This window comes from Halovibrio salipaludis, from assembly GCF_002286965.1.
Classification (GTDB): Bacteria; Pseudomonadota; Gammaproteobacteria; order Pseudomonadales; family Oleiphilaceae; genus Halospina; species Halospina salipaludis.
On sequence record NZ_NSKD01000011.1, the window covers coordinates 41835 to 67663 of the forward strand.

The 25829-nt window shown below is 60.3% G+C and carries 27 protein-coding genes; 17 read left to right on the plus strand and 10 right to left on the minus strand.

Annotated elements, in window-relative coordinates; translation table 11 throughout:
• Nucleotides 1-100: 100 nt before the first annotated feature.
• Nucleotides 101-1147, minus strand: a complete 1047-nt coding sequence (gene epmB, locus CK501_RS15570; RefSeq protein ID WP_095618663.1) for an EF-P beta-lysylation protein EpmB — start codon at nt 1145-1147, stop codon at nt 101-103.
• Nucleotides 1148-1180: 33 nt separating this feature from the next.
• Here epmB and efp point away from each other — a divergent pair, with 33 nt between their 5' ends.
• A complete protein-coding gene (gene efp / locus CK501_RS15575; protein ID WP_095618664.1) occupies nt 1181-1756 on the plus strand; it encodes an elongation factor P in 576 nt (191 codons plus the stop codon).
• Entirely contained in the window at nt 1753-2697 is a 945-nt protein-coding gene (epmA, locus tag CK501_RS15580) for an EF-P lysine aminoacylase EpmA (protein ID WP_095618665.1), read from the plus strand. Before efp ends, epmA begins: the two co-directional genes overlap by 4 nt.
• Nucleotides 2698-2707: 10 nt before the next feature.
• Here the strand turns inward: epmA and asd are convergent, their stop codons facing one another.
• From asd to CK501_RS15610, 6 genes are all read right to left on the minus strand, one after another.
• The gene (asd, locus tag CK501_RS15585; RefSeq protein ID WP_198949560.1) at nt 2708-3562 is read right to left on the minus strand and encodes an archaetidylserine decarboxylase; all 855 of its coding nucleotides are present in this window, start codon (nt 3560-3562) and stop codon (nt 2708-2710) included.
• Nucleotides 3559-4371 (minus strand): sulfurtransferase, encoded by an 813-nt coding sequence (locus tag CK501_RS15590; RefSeq protein WP_095618666.1) that lies wholly within the window; start codon nt 4369-4371, stop codon nt 3559-3561. Before CK501_RS15590 ends, asd begins: the two co-directional genes overlap by 4 nt.
• 62 nt (nt 4372-4433) lie before the next feature.
• Nucleotides 4434-6224, minus strand: coding sequence for a sodium-extruding oxaloacetate decarboxylase subunit alpha (gene oadA / locus CK501_RS15595; protein ID WP_095618667.1), 1791 nt, complete (start codon nt 6222-6224; stop codon nt 4434-4436).
• Nucleotides 6225-6246: 22 nt separating this feature from the next.
• Nucleotides 6247-7668: an acetyl-CoA carboxylase biotin carboxylase subunit gene (locus tag CK501_RS15600; protein WP_095618668.1), complete on the minus strand. Its 1422-nt coding sequence runs from the start codon at nt 7666-7668 to the stop codon at nt 6247-6249.
• A gap of 11 nt (nt 7669-7679) precedes the next feature.
• Nucleotides 7680-8276 (minus strand): CBS domain-containing protein, encoded by a 597-nt coding sequence (locus CK501_RS15605; protein ID WP_095618669.1) that lies wholly within the window; start codon nt 8274-8276, stop codon nt 7680-7682.
• 62 nt (nt 8277-8338) lie between these two features.
• Nucleotides 8339-8677 (minus strand): hypothetical protein, encoded by a 339-nt coding sequence (locus CK501_RS15610; RefSeq protein ID WP_095618670.1) that lies wholly within the window; start codon nt 8675-8677, stop codon nt 8339-8341.
• Between the two features lie 155 nt (nt 8678-8832).
• Here CK501_RS15610 and motA point away from each other — a divergent pair, with 155 nt between their 5' ends.
• Both motA and motB read left to right on the plus strand, forming a co-directional pair.
• Nucleotides 8833-9684 (plus strand): flagellar motor stator protein MotA, encoded by an 852-nt coding sequence (gene motA, locus CK501_RS15615; RefSeq protein WP_095618671.1) that lies wholly within the window; start codon nt 8833-8835, stop codon nt 9682-9684.
• A 34-nt stretch (nt 9685-9718) separates the two neighbouring features.
• A complete protein-coding gene (motB, locus tag CK501_RS15620) occupies nt 9719-10654 on the plus strand; it encodes a flagellar motor protein MotB (protein ID WP_095618672.1) in 936 nt (311 codons plus the stop codon).
• Here the strand turns inward: motB and rsgA are convergent.
• A complete protein-coding gene (rsgA, locus tag CK501_RS15625; protein ID WP_095618673.1) occupies nt 10644-11633 on the minus strand; it encodes a ribosome small subunit-dependent GTPase A in 990 nt (329 codons plus the stop codon). The genes motB and rsgA overlap by 11 nt on opposite strands.
• 71 nt (nt 11634-11704) lie before the next feature.
• On the opposite strand from rsgA, the gene orn reads away from it, so the two are divergent.
• On the plus strand, nt 11705-12259 hold the full coding sequence (gene orn / locus CK501_RS15630) for an oligoribonuclease (RefSeq protein WP_095618674.1): 555 nt from the start codon (nt 11705-11707) through the stop codon (nt 12257-12259).
• Nucleotides 12260-12290: 31 nt separating this feature from the next.
• On the opposite strand, the gene bcp is transcribed toward orn, so the two are convergent.
• Nucleotides 12291-12767, minus strand: coding sequence for a thioredoxin-dependent thiol peroxidase (gene bcp / locus CK501_RS15635; RefSeq protein WP_095618675.1), 477 nt, complete (start codon nt 12765-12767; stop codon nt 12291-12293).
• Between the two features lie 211 nt (nt 12768-12978).
• On the opposite strand from bcp, the gene CK501_RS15640 reads away from it, so the two are divergent.
• From CK501_RS15640 to CK501_RS15680, 10 genes are all read left to right on the plus strand, one after another.
• Entirely contained in the window at nt 12979-14004 is a 1026-nt protein-coding gene (locus CK501_RS15640) for a chromate resistance protein ChrB domain-containing protein (RefSeq protein ID WP_095618676.1), read from the plus strand.
• Complete coding sequence (locus CK501_RS15645) at nt 14001-14660, plus strand: ferric reductase-like transmembrane domain-containing protein (protein ID WP_095618677.1); 660 nt, start codon at nt 14001-14003, stop codon at nt 14658-14660. Before CK501_RS15640 ends, CK501_RS15645 begins: the two co-directional genes overlap by 4 nt.
• A gap of 12 nt (nt 14661-14672) precedes the next feature.
• A complete protein-coding gene (locus tag CK501_RS15650; RefSeq protein ID WP_095618678.1) occupies nt 14673-15569 on the plus strand; it encodes a TolB family protein in 897 nt (298 codons plus the stop codon).
• A 20-nt stretch (nt 15570-15589) separates the two neighbouring features.
• Complete coding sequence (locus tag CK501_RS15655; protein WP_095618679.1) at nt 15590-16642, plus strand: hypothetical protein; 1053 nt, start codon at nt 15590-15592, stop codon at nt 16640-16642.
• Nucleotides 16643-16724: 82 nt separating this feature from the next.
• Nucleotides 16725-19238, plus strand: a complete 2514-nt coding sequence (locus CK501_RS15660; RefSeq protein ID WP_158223136.1) for a PKD domain-containing protein — start codon at nt 16725-16727, stop codon at nt 19236-19238.
• A 12-nt stretch (nt 19239-19250) separates the two neighbouring features.
• Nucleotides 19251-19661 carry a hypothetical protein gene (locus CK501_RS15665; RefSeq protein ID WP_143421462.1) on the plus strand — a complete coding sequence of 137 codons (411 nt, stop codon included), beginning with the start codon at nt 19251-19253 and terminating at the stop codon, nt 19659-19661.
• A gap of 2 nt (nt 19662-19663) precedes the next feature.
• Complete coding sequence (locus tag CK501_RS15670) at nt 19664-23269, plus strand: RHS repeat-associated core domain-containing protein (RefSeq protein ID WP_095618682.1); 3606 nt, start codon at nt 19664-19666, stop codon at nt 23267-23269.
• Nucleotides 23270-23689: a hypothetical protein gene (locus CK501_RS16770; RefSeq protein ID WP_143421463.1), complete on the plus strand. Its 420-nt coding sequence runs from the start codon at nt 23270-23272 to the stop codon at nt 23687-23689.
• Nucleotides 23690-23717: 28 nt separating this feature from the next.
• Nucleotides 23718-24044 (plus strand): ribonuclease E inhibitor RraB, encoded by a 327-nt coding sequence (locus tag CK501_RS15675; protein WP_095618683.1) that lies wholly within the window; start codon nt 23718-23720, stop codon nt 24042-24044.
• 168 nt (nt 24045-24212) lie between these two features.
• Nucleotides 24213-24623 (plus strand): hypothetical protein, encoded by a 411-nt coding sequence (locus tag CK501_RS15680; RefSeq protein ID WP_095618684.1) that lies wholly within the window; start codon nt 24213-24215, stop codon nt 24621-24623.
• A gap of 68 nt (nt 24624-24691) precedes the next feature.
• Here the strand turns inward: CK501_RS15680 and CK501_RS15685 are convergent, their stop codons facing one another.
• Nucleotides 24692-24967, minus strand: coding sequence for a hypothetical protein (locus CK501_RS15685; RefSeq protein WP_143421464.1), 276 nt, complete (start codon nt 24965-24967; stop codon nt 24692-24694).
• Between CK501_RS15685 and CK501_RS17130 the strand changes: the two genes are divergently transcribed.
• On the plus strand, nt 24962-25597 hold the full coding sequence (locus tag CK501_RS17130; RefSeq protein WP_095618689.1) for an RHS repeat-associated core domain-containing protein: 636 nt from the start codon (nt 24962-24964) through the stop codon (nt 25595-25597). The two genes, CK501_RS15685 and CK501_RS17130, sit on opposite strands and share 6 nt — an antisense overlap.
• A 71-nt stretch (nt 25598-25668) precedes the next feature.
• Nucleotides 25669-25829 (plus strand): IS66 family insertion sequence element accessory protein TnpA (gene tnpA / locus CK501_RS17300; RefSeq protein WP_408607578.1); only part of this gene is annotated, 161 nt, incomplete at its 3' end.

Below are 25829 nucleotides of genomic sequence, written 5' to 3' on the forward strand. Positions count from 1 at the left end.
GATCGTTACCGCTGGTTTCTGGGTGTCCGCTTACAATACAAGTCCAGGGTCGGGAGAATAGCAAGCGCAACAGGCTTTTGCCGTTGATTTCACAACGACTTTAAAGATTCAGGGGCTGTTTGGCCGGCTGGCCGGGGACTTCCCGTACCAGCTTCGGTACCAGAAAGCCGGGCAGCCGTTCCAGTAGCGTCCGGGTCAGTGCCCGGGCCCTTTCATCTCCGGGGTCATAGTGTGCGGCGCCGGCGATGGGGTCAAACGCATGCAGGTAATAGGGGAGAACGCCGCACTCGAACAGGCGCTCGCTGAGCTGCTCCAGGGTGTCGGCGTCATCGTTGATCCGGCGCAGCAGAACCGCCTGGTTCAGTAGCGTGGCCCCGGTGCCGGCCAGTGCCCTGAGCGCGGCCTGGACGTCGTCGTCGATTTCCGCCGGGTGATTGATGTGCACAACGACCACTTTCTGAAGGGGGGTGTCACCGAGCCAGTCCAGAAGGTCGGTATTCACCCGCTGGGGGATGACCACCGGCAGCCGGGTGTGGATGCGCAGGCGGCGTACATGCTCAATGCGGGCCACCGCCGCAGCGAGCCGGGCCAGGAGCCGGTCCGGGCTGGCGAGCGGGTCGCCGCCGCTGAAGATCACCTCGTTGATCGCCGGGTCGTCATCGATCCGGTCCAGGGCGGCCTGCCAGTCGGAGCCGCCCAGCTGGTGCTCATCATAGGGGAAGTGGCGCCGGAAACAGTAGCGGCAGTTGATGGCGCAGGCGCCGGTGACCATCAGCAGGGCCCTCGAGGCGTACTTGTGCACAAGCCCTGAGGTGGCGCTGGCGCTGTCGCCACTCACTTCCTCCAGCGGGTCACTGACATAGCCGGGCTGGTCTTCGCCTTCCTCGGGCAGGGGCAGGATCTGGCGCAGCAGTGGGTCGTCCGGATTGCCGGGCTCGATCCGACGCAGCCAGGGTTCCGGCGCCCGGACCGGGAACTGGCGGTGACCGGGTGCCATGCCGGCAAGCATGGATTCCGGCAGAGCCAGGCGCCGGCACAGGGCTTCAGGCGTGGTAACGGCCTGCCCCAGCTCCTTCTGCCACCGGGGGCGGTCGCTGGCGATGGTGGTGGTTTCGACAGGCGCGTGACCGGACTGTATCATTGGCATCCCAAGTTTACTGGCAATTCGAGCGAGGCATCGATGGCGACCTATTCTACCAACGAATTCCGCGGCGGGCTGAAAGTCATGCTCGACGGCGACCCCTGCGTGATTGTTGAAAATGAGTTCGTCAAACCCGGAAAGGGCCAGGCGTTCAGCCGCGTGAAGCTGCGCAACCTGATGACCAACCGGGTCTGGGAACGCACCTTCAAGTCCGGAGAGACCCTGGAGGCGGCGGATGTGCTCGACCTCGACATGGAGTACGTCTACAGCGATGGTGAGTTCTGGCACTTCATGAAGACCGACGGCTCCTATGAGCAGTTCGCGGCGGATGAGCGCGCCGTGGGCGATGCCGCCAAGTGGCTCAAGGAGCAGGATGTCTACAGTGTGACACTCTACAACGGCTCGCCGCTGAACGTCACACCACCGGCCTTTGTGGATCTGGAAGTGGTGGACACGGATCCGGGTGTTAAGGGCGATACGGCCCAGGGCGGCTCCAAGCCGGCCACGCTGTCCACCGGTGCCGTGGTGAACGTGCCGCTGTTCATCGAGATCGGTGAGGTGGTGCGCGTCGATACCCGCAAGAACGAGTACGTCTCCCGCGTCCGCAACGGATGAGCTGGAAGCCGGGCGCCACCCCCGCGATGCTGCGCGCCCGGGCCCAGCTGCTCCGGGCGCTGCGGGATTTCTTCGACGCACGTGGCGTGCTTGAGGTCCAGACCCCGGTTCTGGGCCGCCATACCGTGACCGAACCCGCCATTGAGAGCCTGCCGGTGACCATTGATGGTCTGCAGGCCTGGCTTCAGACCTCCCCCGAGTACTTCATGAAGCGCCTGCTGGCCGCCGGTTCCGGTTCCATCTACCAGATAGGGCCGGTGTTCCGCGCTGCGGAGCAGGGCCGGCGCCACAATCCGGAGTTCACACTGCTTGAGTGGTACCGGGTGGGCTTCGACCTCGAGGCCCTGATGGTGGAGGTGGCTGACCTGGTGCAGGAGGTGATGGAGAGTCCGCGTCCCCATGTCGCGGAATACCGGGAGCTGATGCAGGCGCATGCGGGGGTGGATCCATGGCGCGACGACCCCGCGCAGCTGGCGGAGCGGGCTTCAGCGGTCAGCGGCATTCCCCGTGAACAGCTGAATCGGGGTGAGGCGCTGGACCTGCTGATGAGCGGGTGTGTGGAGCCGGCGCTGGCGGACCAGGGGCCCGTGATTGTCCAGCATTACCCCCCGGACCAATGCGCGCTGGCGGCGGTTAGCGAAGTCGGCGGGGTTGCGGTAGCACGCCGGTTCGAGCTCTACCTGGACGGGATCGAGATCGGCAATGCCTATGAGGAGTTGCTGGATGCCACGGAGCAGTGCCGGCGGTTCGAAGCGGATAATGCACGTCGCCGCGAAGCGGGTCAGCCCATCCCGGAGCCGGACGGCAGGCTTCTGGAGGCGCTGGAAGCAGGGCTGCCCCAGTGCAGTGGTATGGCGATAGGTGTTGATCGCCTGCTCATGCATCGCACCGGGGCTGCTTCTCTGGATGAGGTGATGGCCTTTTCCCTGGAACGCCTCTGAGCTCCGGGGATCAGCTGGCGCGGAACAACGCCTCGCCCATCCGGACGCTCTGCTCCGGGCTCAGTTCAGCCGCTGGCTCACAGGTGCCCCTGGGCAGCATCAGTATGACCGTGCTGCCCAGGTAGAACCGGCCCATCTCGGCGCCGCGTTCCAGGTGAGGTCCATCGTGTGCGGCGTGGCGGATGCTCCGTGCCCCGGGCGCAACCCGGCCTCCCCAGACCGTTTCGATGCCCGCCACGATCATGGCGCCGACCATCACCACCGCCATGGGCCCGTATTCGGTACGGAACCAGGCAACCAGCCGTTCGTTGCGCGCAAAGAGTCGGGGCACATTACGGGTGGTGGCCGGGTTTACCGAGAACAGACGACCTGGGATGGTCGTGGTTGCCTCAAGGGTACCGGCCATGGGCATGTGCACCCGGTGATAGTCCTTCGGAGACAGGTAGATGGTGGCAAACCGGCCCTGCTCGAAGGCTGCCAGTTCGGATTCGGGCCGGGCGGTCAGCTCCGCCGCGGAAAAGCTCTGGCCCTTGGCCTGGAACAGGCGCCCACGGTTGATGGTGCCGCTCTGGCTGATGGCCCCGTCCGCCGGGCACACCAGCGTGCGCCCGTCGCCTTCAATGGGGCGGGCGTTATCGCGCAGAGGCCGGGTGAAGAAGTCATTGAAGCTGGTGTAGGCCTCCGGATCCGGGTCCGCTGCCTCTCTCATGTCCACACCATAGCGGCGGATGAAGCCATTGATCAGGCGCCGGCGCAGGGCGGGATGCCGGGAGTCCGCCACTCGTCCGGCCAGTCGTGACAGGCCGTGCTGGGGGGCCAGGTGCTGGGCGGCGATGAAGCCGCTGTCGAGCAGGGAGCGCATCATTCGACGGGGGTCTCCGTGTGGTTGCCCCATTCAGCCCAGGAGCCGGCATAGGCGCGCACGTCATGGTATCCCAGGGCACGGGCGGCGACGTAGGTGAGCCCGGAGCGGTGATGGCTCTGGCAGTGGGTGATGACGGGTTTTGAGGGTTCAATACCGAGCGAGGTCAGGGTTTCCCGGAGCCGGTCTTCCGGCAGCAGGCGGTAGTTGCGCTCCGGGTCCATGATCCGGGTCCATTCCAGGTTGATCGCACCGGGTATGTGACCGGAGCGGGCCGCGGACTGGCGCTCGCCGCGGTATTCCGAGGGCGCGCGTGCGTCCCAGATGGCGGTGTTTCCGGCCCTGACGGCCTCGAGCACCTCGTGGAGGTCCGCGGTTGTCGAGGGATCCAGAGTGAGCGCCGGGCGCGTGGGTTCGGGGGCTTCCGGAATCTCGGTGCTGGTCGGGTAGCCCTCGCTGACCCAGGCAATGCGCCCGCCGTTGAGAAGGCTCCAGTTGCGGTGCCCCACGGACTCCAGCAGCCAGATGAAGCGCCCGGCCCAGCCGCCGCCCTCATCATCGTAGGCGACCACGTGGTGCTCCGGTTTGAGACCGATCCGCCCGAGCAGCTGTTCGAGCTCCGCCTTTTCCGGCAACAGGCCCGGCACGGGTGAGGCAGCGCCCCGGGTTTCGCGGGGGTGAACGTGTATGGCACCCGGGATATGGGCTTCCGCGTAATGCTCCGGGCCGGAAAGATCCACCAGCAGCAGGTTCTCATCCTGGAGGTGCTGGTGCAGGGTGTCCGGCTCAAGAATCATGGGAAGGGATGGCATTGGGGCCTCGGTATCGTCCGTATTCGGTCGAAGGATACCAGAGGCCCCGGGTACGGACGAGGCTATTCGATCTCGACCAGTACCTCACCGGGGGTGACCCGGTCGCCCTTGCTGATGTGCACGGCTGTCACGGAGCCGGCCACCGGCGCCTTCACCTCGGTTTCCATCTTCATGGCCTCGATGATCAGCACCGGGTCGCCGGCGGCGACGCTGTCGCCCTCCTTGACCACCACATCCACGATGTTGCCGGGCATGCTGGTGGTCACGTGGCCCTCCTTAGTGGCCCGAGCCCGCTGACCACCGCCCGGGGCGGACTCGCCGACAGCCTCCAGCTCGATCTCCTCGGGGACACCATCGACGGTCATGTAGAACCGACGCCGGTCATCACCACCGGGGCTCACCCCGGTCACCTGGATGTCGTAGGTCTCGCCATGGACCTGGATGCGGAACTCGGTGGGTACGTGACCGGAAGCCTTCTCCGAGGGCGCCGGTTCCAGGACTTCCGGCTGGAGGGTGCCGTCGCGGCGCTGTTCGAGGAAGGTCAGCGCCTGGTCCGGGAACATCGCGTAGGTGAGCACATCCTCCTCGGATTCGGCGATGTCCGAGACGTCGTCCTTCAGCTGGTGGAACTCGTTGGCCAGCAGGTTGGCCGGGCGTTCCTCGACCAGTTCCTCCTTGCCAACAGCACGTTTCTGCAGGGTCTGGTCCACCTGGCCCGGCGCCTTGCCGTACCAGCCCTGGAGGTATTTCTTCACCTCGTTGGTGATGGTGGCGTAACGGCTGTCCGAGAGGACGTTGATCACCGCCTGGGTCCCCACAATCTGGGAGGTCGGTGTGACCAGCGGGGGATAGCCCAGCTCCTCCCGGACCTTCGGGATCTCGCGGAACACGTCCTGGATGCGGTCCAGCGCGCCCTGTTCCTTCAGCTGGTTGGCAAGGTTGGACATCATGCCACCTGGCACCTGGGAGAGCAGGACCGTGGTGTCCACGCCGTTGTACTCGCTTTCGAACTGGTGATACTTCTTCCGCACTTCCCGGAAGTGGCGGGCAATGCTGTCCAGTTTCTCCAGGTCCAGTCCGGTCTCGTAGCCGGCATCGTGGAGCGCGGCCACGATGGATTCCGTGGGCGGATGGCTGGTGCCGCCGGCGAATGAGGAAATGGCGGTGTCCAGGTGGTCCACGCCGGCCTCCACCGCAGCCCACTGGCACATGCTGGCCATGCCCGAGGTGTAGTGGGAGTGCAGGAAGACCGGCACGTCAAAGCGCTGCTTCAGGCCGCTGACCAGCTCGGACGTGGCGGCGGGTGTGAGCAGGCCGGCCATGTCCTTGATGGCGATGCTGTCCACGCCCAGGTCCACCATGGTCTGCGCCTGTTCCAGGAAGGCCTCGGTGCCGTGAGCCGGGCTCACGGTGTAGCACAGCGTGCCCTGGGCATGCTTGCCGGCCTTTTTCACGGCACGGATGCTGGTCTCCAGGTTGCGCACGTCATTGAGCGCGTCAAAGATGCGGAAGACGTCGATGCCGTTGTCCGCTGCCTTCTGCACGAACGCTTCAACCACGTCGTCCGCGTAATGGCGGTAGCCGAGCAGGTTCTGCCCGCGCAGCAGCATCTGCAGCCGGGTATTGGGCAGCGCCTGTTTCAGCTGGCGCAGCCGTTCCCAGGGATCTTCCTTCAGAAAGCGGACACAGGCGTCAAAGGTGGCACCGCCCCAGCATTCCAGGGACCAGTAGCCGGCCTGGTCCAGCCACTCGCAGGCCGGGAGCATGTCCTCGGTGCGCAGGCGCGTGGCGATCAGGGACTGGTGGGCGTCGCGCAGGATGACGTCGGTGATGTGGATCTTGCGTTGGTTCATGATGTTTCTCCTGATTCGGGGCTCACAGGCCAGCCTGGGCGGCAATGGCCGCGGCGATGGCGGTGGCGACGGATTCGGGCCTGGACTTGGTGCTGTACTCGAGCAGTTCCGGATGGTTCTCGACGAAGCTGGTGTTGAACCCGCCCGCGCGGAACTCCGGATTCTGGAGGATCTGCTGGTAGTAGGGGATGGTGGTGGTGACCCCGTAGATGCCCATGTCATTCAGGGCGCGCCGGCTGCGTTCCAGCAGTTCCTCCCAGCTCAGGGCCCAGACAATGAGCTTGGCGCACATGGAGTCGTAGTGCGGTGGAATCTCATACCCCGTGTACATGGCTGCGTCCGTCCGCACGCCCGGGCCACCGGCCGAGTAATAGCGGCTGATCCGCCCGAAGCTCGGCAGGAAGCCGTTCTGTGGATCCTCGGCGTTGATGCGGAACTGGGCGGCGAATCCCCGGTAGCTGATGTCGGACTGGCTGTACGCCAGGGGCTCGCCCGCAGCGATGCGGATCTGCGTCTTGACGATATCCACGCCGGTGATTTCCTCGGTGATGGTGTGCTCCACCTGCACCCGGGTGTTCATCTCCATGAAGTAGAACTCACCACTGTCGTCCAGCAGGAATTCCACGGTGCCGGCGTTCTCGTAGCCGCAGCCCTTCGCCACCCGTACGGCCAGATCGCCAAGGTACTCGCGTTGCTGCTCGGTCAGCTGTGGCGATGGTGCCAGCTCGATCAGCTTCTGGTTGCGCCGCTGCACGGAGCAGTCACGCTCGTACAGGTGGATGGCGTTGCCCTGGCGGTCGACCAGGACCTGGACCTCGATGTGGCGCGGGTTGACGATGCACTTCTCCAGGAAGACCTCGGCACTGCCGAAGGCCTTGGTGGCCTCGGAGATGACGCGCTCGTAGTTCTGCCGCAGTTCCTTTTCGCCGTCACAACGGCGGATGCCACGACCACCCCCGCCCGAGGTGGCCTTGAGCATGACCGGGTAGCCGATGCGCCCGGCCTGTGCCACGGCGTCTTCCACGTTCGCCAGGTTGCCCTCGGAGCCCGGTGTCACCGGGACACCGGCACGGATGGCCGTGTTACGGGCCTCGGTCTTGTCACCCATGCCGTGGATGACTTCCGAAGCCGGGCCGATGAACTGGACCCCGCGATCCCGGCAGACGGCAGCAAGGGTTTCGTTCTCGGACAGGAACCCATAGCCGGGGTGCAGGGCATCACACCCTGTTTCCACGGCCATGTTCACCACCTGGTGGGGGTTGAGGTAACCCGAGAGCGGATCCTGGCTGATGCAGTGGGCTTCGTCGGCCTTTTTCACGTGCAGCGAATACCGGTCCGCCTCCGAGTAGATGGCGACCGCCGTGATCCCCAGCTCCTGGCAGGCGCGGGCAATACGAACGGCGATCTCGCCCCGGTTGGCGATCAGTACCTTTCTGATGGGCATGGATGATCTCCTCAGTCGAACTGGCCGTTGACAGCCTGGACGATCTCCGCGAACGAACTCGCGCGCGCCCGGCTGTCCAGCGACACCCTGAGGCGCCGCGTGAGATGGCTGGCCGGGATAACCCCTCTCAGCGCGACGCTGTCGCCCTCCGGCGTATCCTCAATGACCAGCATGTGTTCTTCGTGGACCTCGTTGAAGGTATAGACGAGGTCGCCGACCCGGGCGGCCTCAAGGTCCTCGATGGTGATGGCGGGCAGGCGCCCGATGGGGCGCATGATGTCGTGGATGGGCACCTCTTCCGGGGGTAGACCCATTTCGTGGGCGCGGGCCATGGCCTTGCGCCCGAGCACGTCCTTGAGGGTGAGTAGCCCGATGCAGTCTTCTGCCGGGTTGAGGACCAGCTTGAGGGCGGAGTCGGCCATCCGCATGCGGATCTTGGCCTCGCCGGCCTCAAGGTGACCGTCGATCACCGGCGGCCGCTGCTCGCGGAAATCGATGAGCAGCGCCTTGGCGGGCGCGTCGGTGCTGAGGTCCGCGTGCATCTGGGGATGCGCGATGTGCTGCGCATCCAGCGCGCGGACGGTCGGTATGGGCTGATAGGTGCTCATGGCATCGCTCCTGAATCGTTAGGGGACGGAGACGCTTTTGGCAGGGCGTCCTGTCGGAACGTTCAGGCGTGCAGTGGAGGCCCCTGGGGGAGTATTGGGAAGCGGGTGAGATGATGCTGGAGCTGCAGCACCCGCTGGGGGGTACCGGGTCTCCCGGTCTGCTGCAATCCACCGGCGCTGGATCCTGAGGGATTGGCGGGCAGTTTGCCGGTTTTCGGTGTGTCATCGCCCGAGTTGCCGGTGGTCTCGGCATACTCGGCAACGCTCAGGCTGAAGGTCTCCGCCGCAGCTGATGGGTCATGACTGAATGCCAACTCGCCGGCCATGCACAGTACCAGCAGCGTAGCGAGCATCAGTCTTGTCGTGGGGAAACGCATTGCGGCGGCGTCGATTCCGTTCATGACATTTATCAAGGATAACTCTACCACGTCGGGGCCGTTGAGTGCGAAAACAACCGCAAGCTCCCCTCCGGTTTGCGGGGGGCGCTGGTCTGGTCCAGAATTAGCGGCGGGTCGTATCCCACCCGAGAGCAGTCCAGCAGGAGTTACGCTAACCCATGCTCATCATCATCGGCGCGGTAGTGGTCACGTTCAGCGTGCTGGTCGGGTATGTGCTGCATGGGGGCAATCTGCCCGTGCTGTGGCAGCCCACCGAGCTCCTGGTCATCTTCGGGGCGGCTTTCGGCGCCTTCCTGATGGGCAACAGCTTTCATACCGTCAAGGCCACCTTTGCCGCCTGGCCGAGGCTGATCATGGGCACGCCCTTCAACAAGGCGTTCAACATGGATCTGCTGAGCCTGATGTACGACGTGTTCGACAAGTCCCGGAAGCAGGGCATCATGGCCATTGAAGCGGATGTGGACGACCCTGAGGAGAGCCAGATCTTCACCCGCTATCCTGCCATCATGAAGATGGAGGAGCTGCTCCATTTCATCACCGATTACCTGAGGATCATGAGCACCGGCAATATGGCGGCGCACGAGCTGGAAGGGCTCATGGATCAGGAGATCGAGAAGCGTGAAGAGGAACTCAAGGAGCCCGCTCATGCGGTCGGCTCCGTTGCGGATGCCCTGCCGGGGCTGGGCATCGTGGCCGCGATCCTCGGCATCATCATTACCATGGGGTATCTGGGAGGAGAGACTTCGCAGATTGGCAGCCTGATCGGCGCGGCGCTTGCCGGTACTCTGACCGGTATCTGGGCGGCCTACGGTTACGTGGGGCCGATCAGCAAGACCATGGAGCGCCAGGCCGATGAAGAGATGAAGTGCTACGAGTGCGTGAAGAATTCACTGCTTGCCACGGTATCCGGCCAGGCACCACAGATGGCCATTGAATTCGGGCGCAAGGTTCTGCCAACCGAATCGCGGCCCAGCTTCCAGGAGCTGGATGATCATGTCCGTTCGCGCTGATACCGGCGCAGGTGATCGGGGTCGGAGGTAAGCGGTGGAAGATCGGCCGATCATCGTCAAACGCGTCAAGAAAAAGGGCGGCGGCCATCATGGCGGCGCCTGGAAGGTGGCGTTCGCAGACTTCGCCATGGCCCTCATGGCGTTCTTCCTGGTGATGTGGGCCACCAATCAGGCCACGCCTGAGCAGAAAAAAGATATCTCGCGCTACTTTTCGGATCCCGTGGGTTACGAGGAAGGCGGTAATCCCAATCCCGTGGATCTGGGTGGAGCGCCGGCCGTTACGCGCAACGAAGGGCCCAGTGACATTGCACCGGAACCCCTGAGTCTTAAGGAGGATCAGGTCAAGGAGCTTGCGGAGGCCATGGAGCGTCGCCAGACCGAGGAGCTGATGCAGGAGCTGGATGAAAAGCTCGAGCAGAGTGAAACCCTGCAGGAGTTCAAGGATCAGCTGCTGATCGACATCACCGACGAAGGACTGCGGATCCAGATCGTGGACCGTTCCAACCGCCCGATGTTCGACAGTGGTGGTGATGAGCTCAAACCCTACTCGCGCGATATCCTCTTTGAGCTGGCGGAGCCACTGGCCAAGGTCTCCAACAAGCTGAGCATCACCGGCCACACCGACCGCACGCCCTTCGCGCAGAGCAACGAGGAGTACACCAACTGGGAGCTTTCATCAGACCGGGCCAATGCGGCACGCCGGACGCTGGTGGCTGGCGGGGTTCCGGAGAACCACATTGGCCGCATTGTAGGGCTGGCGGATTCCGTGCTGTTCAATGAGGAGGATCCCCAGGCGCCGGTGAATCGGCGTATCTCCATCATTGTGCTGACGGACGCGGCCCTTGAGGCAATCGAGGAGCGGGAATCCAGCAATACCGCGGATCCTGAGGATCGCCAGAGTCTGGCGGAGGATAACTGGATGGAGCGCGCCCGCGACAGTCAGGTCGAGGAATCCGAGGTCAACTGGTAGTACGGCCGGCCTCGGCTTCATCCCGGATCATGAGGTAGTGTTCCATCCGCTGGGGATCCAGCTCCCCGTTCTCCACCGCTTGCTGCAGGGCACAGCCCGGTTCCTTCTCGTGCCGGCAGTCCCGGAACCGGCAGTGGCCGATCCATTCCCGCACGTCCGGAAAGCCATCGATCACGCGGTCAGGATCCATGTGCCAGAGTCCGAACTCACGGATGCCGGGGGAATCGATGATCGCGCCGCCGTTGGCGAGGCGGTAGAGGCAGGCGGTGGTGGTGGTGTGGGTGCCTTCGCCGCGTCTTGTCAGCTCGCCGGTGCGGATCTCGGTGCCCGGCAGCCAGCGCCGGATCAGGCTGGATTTTCCGACTCCGGACTGACCGGCGATGATGCTGGTGGCGGTGTCATCCATGGGCTCGGGCAGGGCGCTTTCATCCTCTTCCGATGCCGACGTGAGCGCCACCGGGTAGCCCAGGTCCCGGTAGGGGGCCAGGACGTCCTCCAACAGGTCCATGCTGTCCTCATCCAGGAGGTCAGCCTTGTTCAGGAGAATCACCACGTCCAGCTCATGAATCTCCGCCGCCGCCAGGTAGCGGTCCATCAGCGCCGGCTGGGGAGCCGGGGCCGGGGCGATGACGAGCACCAACCGGTCGATGTTGGCGGCCATGGTCTTGAGCCGGCCATAGCGGTCCGGGCGCTGGAGCTCGCGCTCGCGGGGCTGGCGCGCCACGACCACGGCAGTGCCGTTTTCCTCCTCTCGCCACACGACCCGGTCGCCGGCCACCAGGCCGCCGAGATTGGCTCTTGCCTGAGCACGGCGTTGCTCCCAGCCTGCATCCACGGGGTAGTCGATCAACAGCTCGCCGCCGAAGTGCGCCACCACGGTGCCGTCGTGGCCTTCCTCGCGCGAGGCGTCCTGCCACTGCTCCTGGCGGGACTGGATGCGGCGCTGCTGTTGGTGGGAGAGGTTGCGTTTGCGGGGCACTGGGTCTTGTCTTGATGCTGTGAGAAGATGACGCCAAACCAACAGCCTATCGGAAAAGGAGCGCCTCAGCCATGGCGGAGCAGAACGAACGGGCCCAGCGACTGATCTGGATCGACCTGGAAATGACCGGCCTGGACCCGGACAGTGACCGCATCATCGAGGTGGCCACCATTGTTACTGACCCGGACCTGAATGTCCTCGCCGAAGGCCCGGTGCTTGCCGTCCACCAGTCCGATGCCGTGCTTGACGCCATGGATGAATGGAACACCACGACCCACGGCAACTCCGGCCTGACCCAGCGCGTGCGCGAAAGCAGCCTGACCGAGCGCGATGCCGAGCTGGAGACCATCGCCTTCCTGAAGGAGTGGGTGGATGCGCGGACCTCGCCCATCTGCGGCAACAGCATCTGCCAGGACCGGCGCTTTCTGGCGCGTTATATGCCGGAACTGGAAGCCTTCTTCCACTACCGCAACCTGGACGTGAGCACCGTCAAGGAACTGGCCCGGCGCTGGAAGCCGGAAGCGCTGGAAGGCTTCAGCAAGAAAGGCGCGCACCAGGCGCTGGACGACATCCGGGAATCCATTGCGGAGCTGCAGCATTACCGGAAGACGTTGTTCGCGCTCTGAAGCCGTGGCAGATCTTTTGTGCCAGGCTCCCTCAGCTCAGGGTATTGTCCGCGCTTGCGAGATCCTCAAGGATCTCGCCCACGTGTTCTTCCGGTTTGACCTTGGCGTAGTGCTTGCGGATCACACCCTGCTCGTCAATCAGAAATGATTCCCGGTTCACGCCCAGTGCGGGCTTGCCGAACATGGTCTTTTCCTTGAGCAGGTTGTAGGCCTTGAGGACGTCGTGTTCCGGGTCGGCAAGGATCGGAAAGTTCAGTGATTCCTTGTCCGCGAACTTGCGGTGGGATTTAACGGTGTCCCGGCTGACGCCGAGCACCTGCACGCCGTGCGCCTCCAACTCGTCGAGGCGGTCGCGGAACTGCTGGGCCTCCACGGTGCAGCCCGGCGTACTGTCCCTGGGGTAGAAGTAGAGCAGGACCTTCTGCCCCCGGTAATCCGCCAGGGAGTGTTCATTGCCGTCCTGGTCCTGCAGCCTGAAATCCGGCGCCTGTTGCCCTTCCCAGCTCATGATTCAGTGTCTCCTTCATCGGGTGATTCGCTCTCAGGGTGAACAGCTTACGCAAAAACATGGGCCTGATCATCTCGAGATGCCGGTCACATTCTGTAACTCGGAAATGTTGATGGCGTGTTAAGTGTATGTAACTATTAGAGTTACCGAATTGGAGCGGTGTCACCGTGGAACGGTGATCTGGTGAGTAATCCGGAACAAGGAAGATGTTGTGGCGAAGTGGCACGGAATAGCGCTATTTGTCCCTCTTTTGGTGTTGGTCTGCCTGTCATATGCCGCCTCTGAAGATGGGGGTGATGGCAAAGCGACCTATGGAACCTGGCAAAGCCTGGAGCCCGACGCTTGGGCTTCAACTTGGTTGATTCTCAGCCATATTGACCCTGATGCTGATGTCGAGGTTCGCCCCTCTGGAACGGATCTGGACGTCGGGACTCCTTATGCTGTCCCCGGAAGCCAGTATGTCAGGGATAGTGAGTCCGCAGCGTTTGAAAAACTTCTTTCCAGGATTCCTGATCCCGATCCAGCGCTCGTCCGGATGGGGAAGGTCATCCATTCTGTGGAAAGTTCTACATGGGGAGCCGGAGATAACGAACTCTCCCATATCGTAGAAGAAGCTTACCGCACCCTTCAATCCCGCTTTGATCGCCATCACGTGCCTGTTACCTGTTACGGGCAGTTCTTTGATGCTCTTTATTCCTCCCTGAAGGCGAACCATTCGGTGGATAAGCTTTCTCAGGAGTTGAATAGCGTCCTCGGCTCCCTTGAGAGCGACTGTGAATGGAGCGTCGGTGATGGCGTCGCTCGTCAGGTAATGGAGAAAGGGAATCAAGAGGTTCAAACCGTTCCGGTGAGTGGTGTTCTTGAGGCCATCGCTTCTGACAAGGACGTTGTTTTTGTGGATACCCGCGAAGACCAGGAGTATCAGGCAAGCCGGATACCAGGCGCACTCAACATCAAGTTGAGAGAGGTCAATGAACAGACAGCGGAACGGCTCAGCAATGCGGACATGGTTGTCAGCTATTGCCTCAAGGACTTCCGTGGTTACGAAGTCGCCAGGAAACTCCTGCGGAATGGCGTTGAGCACTCTACTGTTATGAAACCACATGGTTTCGTGGGCTGGCAGAAGTTGGGCCTCCCCATACATGCCGGTGACGAGTCGGAACAGCAAGCGATAGATCGTCTCTCCCAGTGTGCCCGTTCAGGTAACAAATGCATGGAAATGGCGAGTCAACAATGAGGTCCCGGAAGGTACTGAACGCTGATGCACTTTGGGAAGTGATCGTGTTCTGCGTTCTCTTTGCAGCTGTTACGACCTGGAGTTTCAGTGTTTATCCCCTGGAGCTGACCGGAGGGACGATGCCTTCCGGGCAGGGATTTTACCTGTTCTCAAAGCTGTTGGGCTTGCTGACTGTGATTGCAATCTGGTGGCAGGTTATGGGCGCCATATTGAATCATCCCCTGGGTGCTGGAACGACTCTCAGAAGACATAAGCAGTCCGGTCTTCTCGTCGTTCTTCTTGGCAGTCTGCATTATGTGTTTTTTATGTTGGCTGTTTACTTCCGGAGTGGAAGCTTCCCTCTTTCACTTCTCAGTCCTGTTTTCGATAATTATTTCAGATTGACCGTCAGTGTCGGCTGGTTTGCTTTTACATTACTGCTGATCGGCGTACTTGCCGCTGTTTTCAGGCGCTATATCGGAAAGTCCTGGGGCTTTCTGCATCGCCTTGTTTATGGGGCAATGGTGCTCGGGGTACTTCATGGTTTCCTGATCGGGTCCGAGACCGGGTTTGGTGCTTTCTACTATATCTATATGTTTCTGGTTGCCAGTGTTGTCGGCGGCCTTATGTTCAGAGTTTTTCAGTATGTCAGGCGTCGGACTTCCGTCGCTTTGTAACGGTGTGAGGCTATGTTTTTTCGCAGGCCAGGGTTGGCGTCAGCTTTCGTTTTCTCTTTTATGGTTTCTGTTTCCTCCGGGTATGCGGAGGAATGCGCTGGTATTCCGACCGGGGCTTCCTTCATGGGGCATTCGGGGGAGGGGTGGAAACTATTTCACTCCGGAAACGGCGAGTCCTGGGAAGTAATAGAAACGGCCCTTGAGCCCAGGGGGTATTCCTATCATTCGGAAAATAACCTCCTTGTCTATGTGGGTATAGATGGCGCCATTTACTACAGGCATGGCGATTCCGGTGAAGAGGAGGTTGATACACCATCTGAAGACGCAGCCTATACCCAACCCGATATCAGCCCGGACGGTGCCAGGGTCTACCTTGTTGAAATGAAGAACCGTAACAGCAGGGAAACGGATATCGTTTCATGGAGTGTGCAGGAAGATCGTTTTGAAACGGTTCTGAGTCAGCGGTCAGCTCAATTTGAGCCATATGTCACTCAGGAAAGCGTTTTCTACTCCAACGTTCTTTGTGTCGAATCCTGCGGGCGCATCATTCAGGAAATATGGAGAAAGGATGCTGTAAGTGGGGTGGGTGAACAACTGACGCTTATGAATCATATTGCGAAACAACCTGTTCTCTCTCGCGATGGAAAGCGTCTTTATTTCAGTTCAAACCGTAAGGGGCATTACAAGATCTGGGTGTATGACATGGAGCAAGGCAAAGCAAGCCAGTTCACACAGGGGGAGGCCGTGGATCTTTACCCCATGGTGGGAAAAGGAGGGGGTGTTTTCTTTATCAGGCGGACTGATGGGCAGGTGAAACTGATGTGTCAGTCGGCAGAGGAGGCATCGCCTGAAGCCATCCCGTTGCCTGAGTCAGTGACGGATCTTCGTGAATTGGAGGCCTCAGGATGAGGGCTGGAATTGTAAATCTAATGGTGCTGGCTCTTGGTATCAGCGGCAATGCCATCGGAGCTGAGATCGGGGCATATGGTCAGAGGGCATTTAACCCTTCAGCGGGAGAGTCATTCGAGATCCCTGTCATTGCGGATCAGGCCGGGACCCTGAAGCTTGAGATCCGGAGTCCGGACAGGGATGTCGTCAGGGTGCTGGAGGAGAGGATTGAGGAAGACGAAGTGGGGCAGACCGTTCCCATTACATGGGATGGACGCGACCTCAAGGGGAAAATAGTGCCGGATGAGGCGTACACCCCGGTACTCAGGATGAATGGAAAAGTCGTCAACAACCCGTATGAATACAGCGGCGGGGAAGTGATTGAACGCATTGAACCCGATTTCTCGAGCCATGGAAAGATCGGGTTCCAGCTCGAGCATCCTTCAAGAGTACTGATCCGCGCGGGTATCGAGGCTGGTCCCCTGATGCGAACGCTGGTGAACTGGCAGCCTCGTGTCAGTGGTAAGAACATTGTTCACTGGGATGGATACGACGAGGACGGGGTTATTAATCTGCGGAACAATCCCGATGTGCGACTGTTGCTCACCGGATATCGACTGCCTGAACACTCCGTCATCACTTCCGGTTCCGACAAGGAATATCTCGAGTGGAGAAGCCAGTATGACTGGCCTGACCGGATGCCGGATTCGAGCGAGGTGGCTCTGGAGCGTAATGGTGAGCGTCTGTCCAGGCACTTTTTTCTCGCCCAGAGCGTGGAGCGTGAACCGGAGGTGCTGGTAACCGTTGATGGTCAGCCGGTTGAAAAGGGGGCTATAGATGTTGACGGTCGGTTCACGGCAACCGTTGATCTTGAGCAAGCGGATCAATGGGCCATGGATCAGAGTCAGTACGAGATCGCTTTTTTCATTGATGGTGAGTTCGTAGCCGAGGAAGAACAGGGCTACGTGCCATTCAAATGGCTGTGGGATGCGGATGGTCTAGCGCCCGGAAAGCACACGCTGACCGTCAACGTCTCAAGCTTTAATGGCGCTGTTGGTGTTCGCACTCTGGAACTGAATGTGCCGGATGAATAGCAGGGAATGGTAACGGGAGAGTTTTATGCAGGGACCGAGCCACGGAAAGACAACCAAACAGCATCCCGCCTGGGTGTTATTCATGGCTCTCGTCGTGGGGATGATGCTGCCTCAGATGGCGCTTGCCACGATTCAGCCATGGGGGGATGCGGGGATCTCCATATCGTCAACGATTGACGGTGAGGAAGCCAATCAGGAACCCGGCGCTATAGCCATCAATGGCGATACGCTTAGCCGGACCCTCTCGGTACAGAATACGGGCGAGATCGTGCTGTTCGGCGTTGCCGTTTCCGACGGGACGGAAGGCAACGAAGAGATTGTCTGTGGCTATAAGGTGCTGCTTCCCGGCCAGACCAGAAACTGTTCACTGGAGCGGACTGCGACAGAGGGCCCTCATGCTCTCACCAGCCGGGTAAGGGGGCAGGGGCTGTTCTGGTGGAAGCGGGCTTCTGATACCGATGTCAGCCATTATTACGGGATCCCCGGTTATCCGTCCCTCGAAGTAACGCCGCTACTGAATGGCGAGGTTGCCGATACGGAACCGGGGCCTGAGCTGGTCATTGGTAAGGAGTACGAGCGTCGTTATCGGGTGGAGAACACAGGCCCGCTCGATCTTTCCAACGTGACTGTTGAGGTGATCTCAGGGGACGGGAACGTTCATACCGCCTGTGTTATCGAGGAAATCGGCAGTGAGCAACAGGCCGAATGTTCGGAAACCGTGACCCCGGAGGAAGAGGGGGATTTCAGTCCCGGAATCAGGGCCGCCGGCGATGCCGTCGCGGAGCTGAGCGCGGAGGATGAAAGCCGTCTCTTCTATACCGTCAAGGATCCCCTGAGGGCCTCGCCCGTGGCCGTGCCCGAGAGTGGGGATGCGCCCCTGACCGTAACCTTCAAACCCGAAGCGACAACCAACACGGCAATCGAGCGTTACGAATGGGACTTTGACGGTGACGGATCATTCGACCGTTCGGAAACGGTGGGCCGTGACCAGGAGTATACCTATCAGGAGCCGGGCGAGTATGAAGTGACACTGCGGGTCACTGATAGTCGTGACGAAACGGCAGAAGGCACGGTTAAAGTGAACGTGGCCAACCCACCTCCCACCATCACCCATGCCGGTGCCAGCCCCTCCAACGGGGAGGCTCCATTGGCTGTGAGCTTCAATGTCTCCGCCGAAGATGAGGATGGCATCGAACAGGTGGAATTCGACTTTGACGGGGACGGCAGCTATGACCTGACCCGGGAAACCAGTGGCACCAGCGTGGCCCTGACGGCTGATCATGTCTATGACAATGAAGGCAGCTTTCAGCCGGTTATCCGGGTAACCGATGCGTTGGGCAAGTCCGCCACTGCGGATTTCCCAACGCTGGAGATCCAGGCCCTCCCTGAGGGGGCGCCCACCATCAACGCAACAGCGAGCCCGACTGAAGGGAAAGCGCCCCTCTCGGTCACGCTGGATGCCAGCGTCGTGGACCAGGAGGATCAGGAAATCGTCAGCTGGGAATGGGATCTGGATGGGGATGGTCAATACGACAGGCAGTTGACTGATTCGGCAAGCGTTGAACACACCTACAACCGGCCGGGAACCTATTATCCCCGCGTAAGGGCCACGACCGGAGATGACCAAACGGCTGAAGATGTGGTCCGTGTTGAGGTTGATGCGGATTTTGATCTCTCCGTGAGCCAGGACACGATCGACACCGCCAAGGGCGAAACCGTGGATATCAAGACAACCCTTGGCGGCGAAGTGCCGGCAAGCGTGGTCATTGAAACGCCCGAGGGGCGCACCGTGAAAACCCTGGCGCCCTGGGGGGATCGTTCGGCGGGCGAATATACCGATACCTGGAACGGTACCAATGACGAAGGCGTTGAGGTCCCGCAAGGGGAATACAGGGCCGTTCTTCTGTATGAGATTGATGGTGAGGTTAAGCGTCTGGACTTGGGGCCCACCACTGGTGGCGAGCAGTTCAACCCGTCAAGGAGCACATTACCCTCCAGTTTCAGGCCACTCGCGGGCGAGCCCCTGACCATTGACTTCACGCTTTCCGAAGCATCGGAAGTTACCGCCTTCATGGGGCTGTTCAACCTCAACACCCGCCTGGTGACGTTCATGCAACGCAAGGTCCTGGGCAAGGGAACCCACCAGATCACATGGAATGGCGAAGACGACAGCGGTGCCCTCATGGAACTTCCGGATGGGGAGAGCTACCTCTTCGGGATCTGGGGGTGGACGCTTCCGGATAACGCCATCTTCGTGCGCAGTGGTGCCCATATTACTTCGATGGAGATCACTCCCAGGATCCTGGTGCCAAGCAGTCGGGCCGGGGATTCCATCGGCGAGGAAACGACCATCGACTTCGGACTTGAAGGGTCCGCCGATATTGAGGTCAGCGTTGATAACACTGAAACCGGAACGGAAGTGTTCAAGGAAAGCTATTCGGGCTTTTCCGAAGGGGACAACAGCGTTGTCTGGAATGGAGCGAACAATGAAGGCGAGCTTGTAGCGCCAGGCACCTACCGGATCGGCATTACGGCTGTCGGCCCACAGGGTTTCCGGTCGATGACCGTCTACAAGCTCCAACAGGTCTACTACTAGGGGGAAGGGATTATGAACCTGGTGACATGGCGTCAAGGCCTCTGCTGCCTTGCAATGGTTGTGCTGCTGGTGCCCTCGGCACTCGGGGAAACAAGACTGACACCGGAGGTGTACGTTGATATCAGGCTCAGCGCCCTGGCCCTGACCGTTGAAGGCATCCAGCAGCGGCTGACAAGGCTCAAGGAGTCCCCGTATGACAACGAGGACCAGAGACGTGTCGGGCGGATTGTCCAGTCCGAAGTGGACCGTGTTTTCGAGGAAAACGGGGTGACCAAGCGGGCGTTTCTCGAATATGGCGCCGAGCATGCCGGGGCGATTGAGGCATGGCTCAATGAGAACCCTTCGGTGGCTCGCCGGTTCAGTGACCTGAAAGCGCGCCGGTCCAGCCTGTCGAAACAGATCAAAGCGCTTAAGGAGGAGTGAGGATGATGACCGGACGTGCGATGGCCCAGAAACTGGCTACTGCTCTCTCAGGGCTTGCTCTGGTTCTGGTCGTGCTGGCGGCCAACCCGGCCCTGGCCTACCACTTCCCGTGGGACCAGAACCACGATACGACTGAACCGGAAGAAAACGAGGATCCTCCCGGGACCTGCGAGAGTGATCAATGCGATCCCTGCGGGGATGAGAGTATGGGGTCTCCGGTCTACATCCCGACCGGGCACTTCGTCTGGAGCGATACCGATGTCGGCCTGCCCGGGCGCCCCCAGCTTGGGGTGAGTCGCACCTATAATTCCCATGATCCTCGGGATGGCTTGTTCGGCAACGGCTGGTCCGCCAACTGTGAAGTGTCCGTTTTTGAAACTGTCACGGTTGACGAGGACAGTGGCGAGCCGAAAAAGCAGTACATCGTCCTGCTGCCGAACGGTAAGCGCTACGAGTACAGCGTGGATGACAGCGGCAACGTCCAGACTCCGGACGCCCGCTACGATCAGTTGGTGCCCCGGGATGACGGCACCCTCCGCCTTGAGCAGCCTGATGGGAGTTATCGGGTATTCGAGTCCACCGGTCCTCTCATCAGGAAGGTGGACCGCAACGGCAATACCATCCATTACGAGTACGATGACCAGCAGCGCCTGACCCGGATGGCCGATGACCACGGGCGCTTCCTGGAGCTGACCTATAACGCAGCGGGTCGTGTCGCCACGGTTAAGGATCATGGCGGCCGCCAGTGGCAGTACCGTTACGATGACACCGGCAACCTCGTTGGCGTAACAAACCCGGAAGGCGGCGAACGCCGCTATGAATACGAAAGCTACACCAACAATGCCGACGGCCAGACGTACCAGCAGCTGGTGCGCGTAACGGATGCCAGCGGTGTGGACGTGGTGAATGTCACCTATGACCGTTCCCGCGTCACCGAGTACACCCAGGGCGAGAATCGCTATTCTTACAGCCATGATGCGTCCAACCAGGAAGTGGTCAAAACCGACAGCACCGGTGCCCGCTGGACCTATGACTACAATGACGATCAGGTCATTACCCGTATCGCTGTGGAAAATGGCGATGGTGGAACCGACGTCACCTCGTACACCTATGACGACAATGGCAACCGCACCCAGGTGAATGATGCGGCCGGCCAGCAATGGTCGTACGACTACGACGACCAGGGCCGGTTGCTCAGTGAAACCAATCCCCAGGGCGAAACAACCACCTACGATTACGACGGCAACAAGCCCTGGCCCATCACGGTCACCAGCCCGAGCGGTCGCACCACCGGGATGACCTATGACGACCGCGGGAATGTCCTGACGACCACCGATCCCATGGGCAACACCGTGACCATGGAGTGGAACGACCAGGGGGATCTAGTAACGCTTACGGACGCGCTCGGGCGCAGCACCTCGTTCAGTTACAACAATGCCGGCCTGATCACGGGCGTGACCGATGCCGAGGGGCGGACCCGGCGCCTTGAATACGATGAGCTGGGCCGGCAGGTCAGCCTGACCCGACCCGGCGGTGAAACACAACGCTGGGAGTATGACGCACTGGGCCGCGTGATCTCCGTGATCAACGGGCTGGGCTACAGCACCGGCTTCAGCTATGACGCCGTGGGGCGGCTCCAGCAGCTGACCGACTGGGCCGGCAATACCACCACGTTTGACTACGACCAGTTCGGCCGCCGGGTGGAGAAGCATCGCCCGGATGGCCAGGCGCTCAAATACAGCTATAACGCCGCCAACAATGTGGTTGCCAGGACACGGCCGGATGGCACCCGTATTGAGTACGACTACGACAGGAAACAGCGGCTGCAGCAGGTCACCCTGCCCAACGAGACGTACCAATATAGCTACAGTGCCCGGGACCGTGTTACCGAGGTGACCCAGTCCAGCAATGGCTGGACCAGCGAGTACGACTACGATGCGGCCGGGCGGCTGGTTTCCGCCACCCACAACGGCCATAGCATCGCGCTTGAGCGCAACACGGAGGGCGAGGTCACCACCCGCACGGTGGCCGGGGAAACCCATCAGCTGCAGCGTAACGAGCGCGGCCAGGTTACCGCCGTTCAGACCCCGGCGGGCGATTACAGCCTCAGCTACGACAGCGCTGGCCAGCTGACCCAGCTGGACTACCCCGGCGGCAGTGCCAGCATGGGCTACAACGCCTCCGGCGAATACACCAGCCAGCAGTTCGGCGACAGCCAGGGCACGGCGTTCAATTATGCGCGTGACGCCAATGGCCGGGTCAGCCAGCGCCAGGGCGAAGGCGCGGACTGGTTCTATAACTACGACGACGCCAACCGCCTTAGCTCGGCCACCCGTGGGGAGGAGACCCATGACTTCCAGCTGGATGCCAATGGCAACCGCCTGGAGGAGGGCCAGCAATACGACGCCTTCAACAAGCTCCTTGCCAGCGCTGATGTCGAGTACGAGCACGACGCCAACGGCAACCGCATCCGCAAGACCAACACGCAAACGGGCGCTGTTACCCAATACGAGTACGATGCGCGCAACCGGCTGACCGGCGCCGAACACTACCCGGAAGAAGCGGACAGCCCCGCCTGGACGGCGAGCTACGCCTACGACGCCGCCAACCGGCGCATTGCCAAGACGGTTACCGGTGAGATCGAGCGCGAGGTTGAGTACCTGTGGTTCGGCGACCGCCTTGTGGCGGAGTACCACGACGGGGCGAGCACGCCCACCAAACGCTACCGGTACTCACAGACCGGCGTCGTGCCGCTGAGCTACAGCGATGCCAATGGCGACTACAGCGTCCACAGCGACGCGCTGGCCACACCGAAGGCGCTGACCAACAGCAATGGCACCACGGTCTGGAGCGCGGTGCTGGGCCCCTACGGGCAGCCCACGGAGAACCAGGACGTTGATGGCGACGGCCAGCAGGTGGCGTTCAACCTGCGCTTCCCCGGCCAGTACCACGACCGGGAAACGGGGCTACACTACAACCGTAACCGCACCTACGACCCGGTGACGGGGCGGTACCTGCAGAGCGACCCCATTGGTCTGGGCGGCGGGGCCAACGCCTACCGCTATGCCAATGCGAATCCGGTTAACCTGGCGGACCCCAATGGAACGATCGCCTGTGGCGGGCTGTGTATTGGGGCGGCGGTTCTGGGCGCCGCGGACATGGCGCTGTCGGTGTATGATGCCTACCAGACCTATAATACGCTGTCGGATGAGTGCGCCAGCGCGGGCGACAAGTCGATGGCGGTGGCGGCACTGGGTGCGGGTCTGGTGCTGCCCGGTAGCTATGGCTGGGTGGATGATGCTGCTGAGGGGGTTGCTAGAAAGGTAGATCTGGACCATCCAGGATCTTATACGAATATTCACGCTAGCGGTAAAACGTATGTCGGTAAGGGATCCAGAAAACGTTCTCAAGCGTCCGGCCGCAGAGAGGCAAATAGGAACAATGATCCTCACGTAGCCACTGATTGGACCCCTGCAAACAGCAGTAGGGAAGCATACAAGCAAGAGTCTCGCCGCCTTGATGCGGAGGGTGGCCCTAACAGTTCTACCAACTATAATAGGATTGAGCAGCCAGGTAAGAGATACCGTCAACAGGATGGGGAGTTGTAGATGGCGCAAGACGCGGTTACTGATGCAATAAGATCTCTTTATAAAGATTTAGAAAGCTTGTCGCAAAAGTATGAGGAACTCATGGATACTGATATTCGTGAGTCTCTCCATATTGTGCTTAACTATTTCTTTGTCTGGGGGAAAGGGTTAGACCAGCTTCCTATTTCGTATGGGATGTTCTCTTTAGAAGGAGATCAAGCTGTAGCAAGTGTAGTTAATAAATTTTTGTCTTCTGTTCGTTCAGTGCCTGAAATAGATAAAATTCCTCTTGGAACGGAAAGGCTGGCACTGCTTCAAGATCCAGAAATAGTAACTCCTGGGGGATGCCTATATGATGAGTTTATTGGCCATTCTGATGAACCATTGTCGCCTGATAATCTGCCAGACGATCTGTTTCAGGAAGGTGAGTATGATGAGTAGAGACTTCTCGGTTAGGTTAGGAGGGTAGATGGGCCAATTCCCTGATGACGAAACTGGCGATGCCTTAAATCAATTTCAGGAAAATGGGTTTGATTTGTCTAAACCCATGGAGGTTGACTTTTTTGTTGCAGTGCCTTCAAAAAGCTCAGGTGAGTATGTGGCTGTAAAAGCTGAAGAAGCTGGTTTTTCGGTCTCTGTTGAGCAAGATGTCGAGACAGGTGAATGGACCTGTTACTGTACGAAAAAGATACTCCCAGAATATTCTGAGATCGTGAAGCTGGAGAAACAGCTTGACAAAATGGCTGGTCTATATGGGGGGTATGCTGATGGGTTTGGTTCTTTTGGGAACTCCTGAGTTCAAATAATAATTGAAGCACTTTGATCTAGTTGGGTTCAGAAAGGAAAGCTCCCAGTAATTAGGGGGTAGTCTTTTAGATAGATTAAAGGATAAATTACAGTGAGTAAGCCACGGAAGGTGGATGCCTGAGACGTACCGCTTCGTTCTGGCCTTAAAGGTGAGGGAATGGGTGAAATGATTGATATCATATTGGCTGCGGTGGTTGTCTTAGTGATCGTGACGGCCATCTACAGGGTATTACCTCACCGAGAGCTTGGAGACAAAAAGCCGTCGTTGGCATTTTTCCCAAAGTATCAGAATCAAGTACCCCATCCTGGCTCTGATGACGAAACAGAGCAGATCATGTCCTCCCTGGGATTTAAGAAGCGTAGAAGTCTAGGTGGTGTAACGGAGTATTCGCGGGGCTCTGTTATTGGCGACCTATCGATTCAGCTCAGCAAGGTAAAAGTTGTTTTCCATCCAATCAGTAATGGAATGCTTCCGTACACCGTAGAAGCCGCCTGGGTTGCTGCATTTGATACGGGCGATCATTGGCAGTTTACGAAAGAGTTGGGCGATAAGCTCAAGAGTGAGTAACTGTTATTCTTCTGGCAATCTTTCGCGTCGATCTGACCATTAGCCTGATCTGGATAGTTCTTTAAAAATTAAGGTACATCCTTGGCTTTTCCCGGCCATACGCTAATGGCCGGGTCAGCCAGCGCCAGGGCGAAGGCGCGGACTGGTCCTATAACTACGACGACGCCAACCGTCTTACCTCGGCCACCCATGGGGAGGAGACCCATGACTTCCAGCTGGATGCCAACGGCAACCGCCTGGAGGCCGGCCAGCAATACGACGCCTTCAACAAGCTGCTTGCCAGCGCCGATGTCGAGTACGAGCACGATGCCAACGGCAACCGCATCCGTAAGACCAACATGCAAACGGGCGCTGTTACCGAATACGAGTACGATGCGCGCAACCGGCTGACCGGCGCCGAACACTACCCGGATGGAGCGGACAGCCCCGCCTGGACGGCGGACTACGCCTACGACACCGCCAACCGGCGCATTGCCAAGACCGTCACGGGTGAGATCGAGCGCAACGTCGAATACCTTTGGTCCGGCAACCGCCTTTTGGCCGAATACCACGACGGGGCGAGCACGCCCACCAGGCGCTACCGCTATACCGACACCGGCTTCGCGCCGCTGAGCTACAGCGAGGGGGGGACGCACTACAGCGTTCACAGTGATTACCTGGACACCCCGAAAGCGCTGGTCAACAGCAATGGCACCACCGTCTGGAACACGGTGCTGAGCCCCTACGGCCAGTCCACGGCGAATCAGGACGTTGACGGCGACGGCCAGCAAGTGGCGTTCAACCTGCGCTTCCCGGGCCAGTACCATGACCGTGAGACAGGGCTGTATTACAACCGCAACCGGACCTACGACCCGGCGACAGGGCGCTACATCCAGAGTGATCCGATCGGCGTCACGGGTGGGCTCAATACCTATGCCTATGCCGCGAATAACCCAACGACCTTTACCGATTCCCGGGGTAAGCGTTCATTCTAAGACACCCTGCCACTCCAGCGAATAGCGCCCTACAGTAGCCTCAAATTCTCCAATACGAGGTTACTACTCCCATGAGCAAACGCCGCACTCCCGAACAATGGCAGGCCCTGGTCGATCAACAGCGAGACAGCGGCTTGTCAGCCATGCAGTTCTGCAAGCAGCAGAGCATCGGCTATGCCAGCTTCTGCAACTGGCGCAAGCGCCTGTCTGATGCGCAGGCTGGCGAGTCCGC

Excerpts from the sequence above, each read along its gene's own strand:
- epmB (WP_095618663.1), bottom strand. The coding sequence starts at position 1,147 with ATGCCAATGATACAGTCCGGTCACGCGCCTGTCGAAACCACCACCATC.
- efp (WP_095618664.1), top strand. The coding sequence starts at position 1,181 with ATGGCGACCTATTCTACCAACGAATTCCGCGGCGGGCTGAAAGTCATG.
- epmA (WP_095618665.1), top strand. The coding sequence starts at position 1,753 with ATGAGCTGGAAGCCGGGCGCCACCCCCGCGATGCTGCGCGCCCGGGCC.
- asd (WP_198949560.1), bottom strand. The coding sequence starts at position 3,562 with ATGATGCGCTCCCTGCTCGACAGCGGCTTCATCGCCGCCCAGCACCTG.
- CK501_RS15590 (WP_095618666.1), bottom strand. The coding sequence starts at position 4,371 with ATGCCATCCCTTCCCATGATTCTTGAGCCGGACACCCTGCACCAGCAC.
- oadA (WP_095618667.1), bottom strand. The coding sequence starts at position 6,224 with ATGAACCAACGCAAGATCCACATCACCGACGTCATCCTGCGCGACGCC.
- CK501_RS15600 (WP_095618668.1), bottom strand. The coding sequence starts at position 7,668 with ATGCCCATCAGAAAGGTACTGATCGCCAACCGGGGCGAGATCGCCGTT.
- CK501_RS15605 (WP_095618669.1), bottom strand. The coding sequence starts at position 8,276 with ATGAGCACCTATCAGCCCATACCGACCGTCCGCGCGCTGGATGCGCAG.
- CK501_RS15610 (WP_095618670.1), bottom strand. The coding sequence starts at position 8,677 with ATGAACGGAATCGACGCCGCCGCAATGCGTTTCCCCACGACAAGACTG.
- motA (WP_095618671.1), top strand. The coding sequence starts at position 8,833 with ATGCTCATCATCATCGGCGCGGTAGTGGTCACGTTCAGCGTGCTGGTC.
- orn (WP_095618674.1), top strand. The coding sequence starts at position 11,705 with ATGGCGGAGCAGAACGAACGGGCCCAGCGACTGATCTGGATCGACCTG.
- bcp (WP_095618675.1), bottom strand. The coding sequence starts at position 12,767 with ATGAGCTGGGAAGGGCAACAGGCGCCGGATTTCAGGCTGCAGGACCAG.
- CK501_RS15645 (WP_095618677.1), top strand. The coding sequence starts at position 14,001 with ATGAGGTCCCGGAAGGTACTGAACGCTGATGCACTTTGGGAAGTGATC.
- CK501_RS15650 (WP_095618678.1), top strand. The coding sequence starts at position 14,673 with ATGTTTTTTCGCAGGCCAGGGTTGGCGTCAGCTTTCGTTTTCTCTTTT.
- CK501_RS15655 (WP_095618679.1), top strand. The coding sequence starts at position 15,590 with ATGGTGCTGGCTCTTGGTATCAGCGGCAATGCCATCGGAGCTGAGATC.
- CK501_RS15660 (WP_158223136.1), top strand. The coding sequence starts at position 16,725 with ATGGCTCTCGTCGTGGGGATGATGCTGCCTCAGATGGCGCTTGCCACG.
- CK501_RS15665 (WP_143421462.1), top strand. The coding sequence starts at position 19,251 with ATGAACCTGGTGACATGGCGTCAAGGCCTCTGCTGCCTTGCAATGGTT.
- CK501_RS15670 (WP_095618682.1), top strand. The coding sequence starts at position 19,664 with ATGATGACCGGACGTGCGATGGCCCAGAAACTGGCTACTGCTCTCTCA.
- CK501_RS16770 (WP_143421463.1), top strand. The coding sequence starts at position 23,270 with ATGGCGCAAGACGCGGTTACTGATGCAATAAGATCTCTTTATAAAGAT.
- CK501_RS15675 (WP_095618683.1), top strand. The coding sequence starts at position 23,718 with ATGGGCCAATTCCCTGATGACGAAACTGGCGATGCCTTAAATCAATTT.
- CK501_RS15680 (WP_095618684.1), top strand. The coding sequence starts at position 24,213 with ATGGGTGAAATGATTGATATCATATTGGCTGCGGTGGTTGTCTTAGTG.
- CK501_RS17130 (WP_095618689.1), top strand. The coding sequence starts at position 24,962 with ATGCAAACGGGCGCTGTTACCGAATACGAGTACGATGCGCGCAACCGG.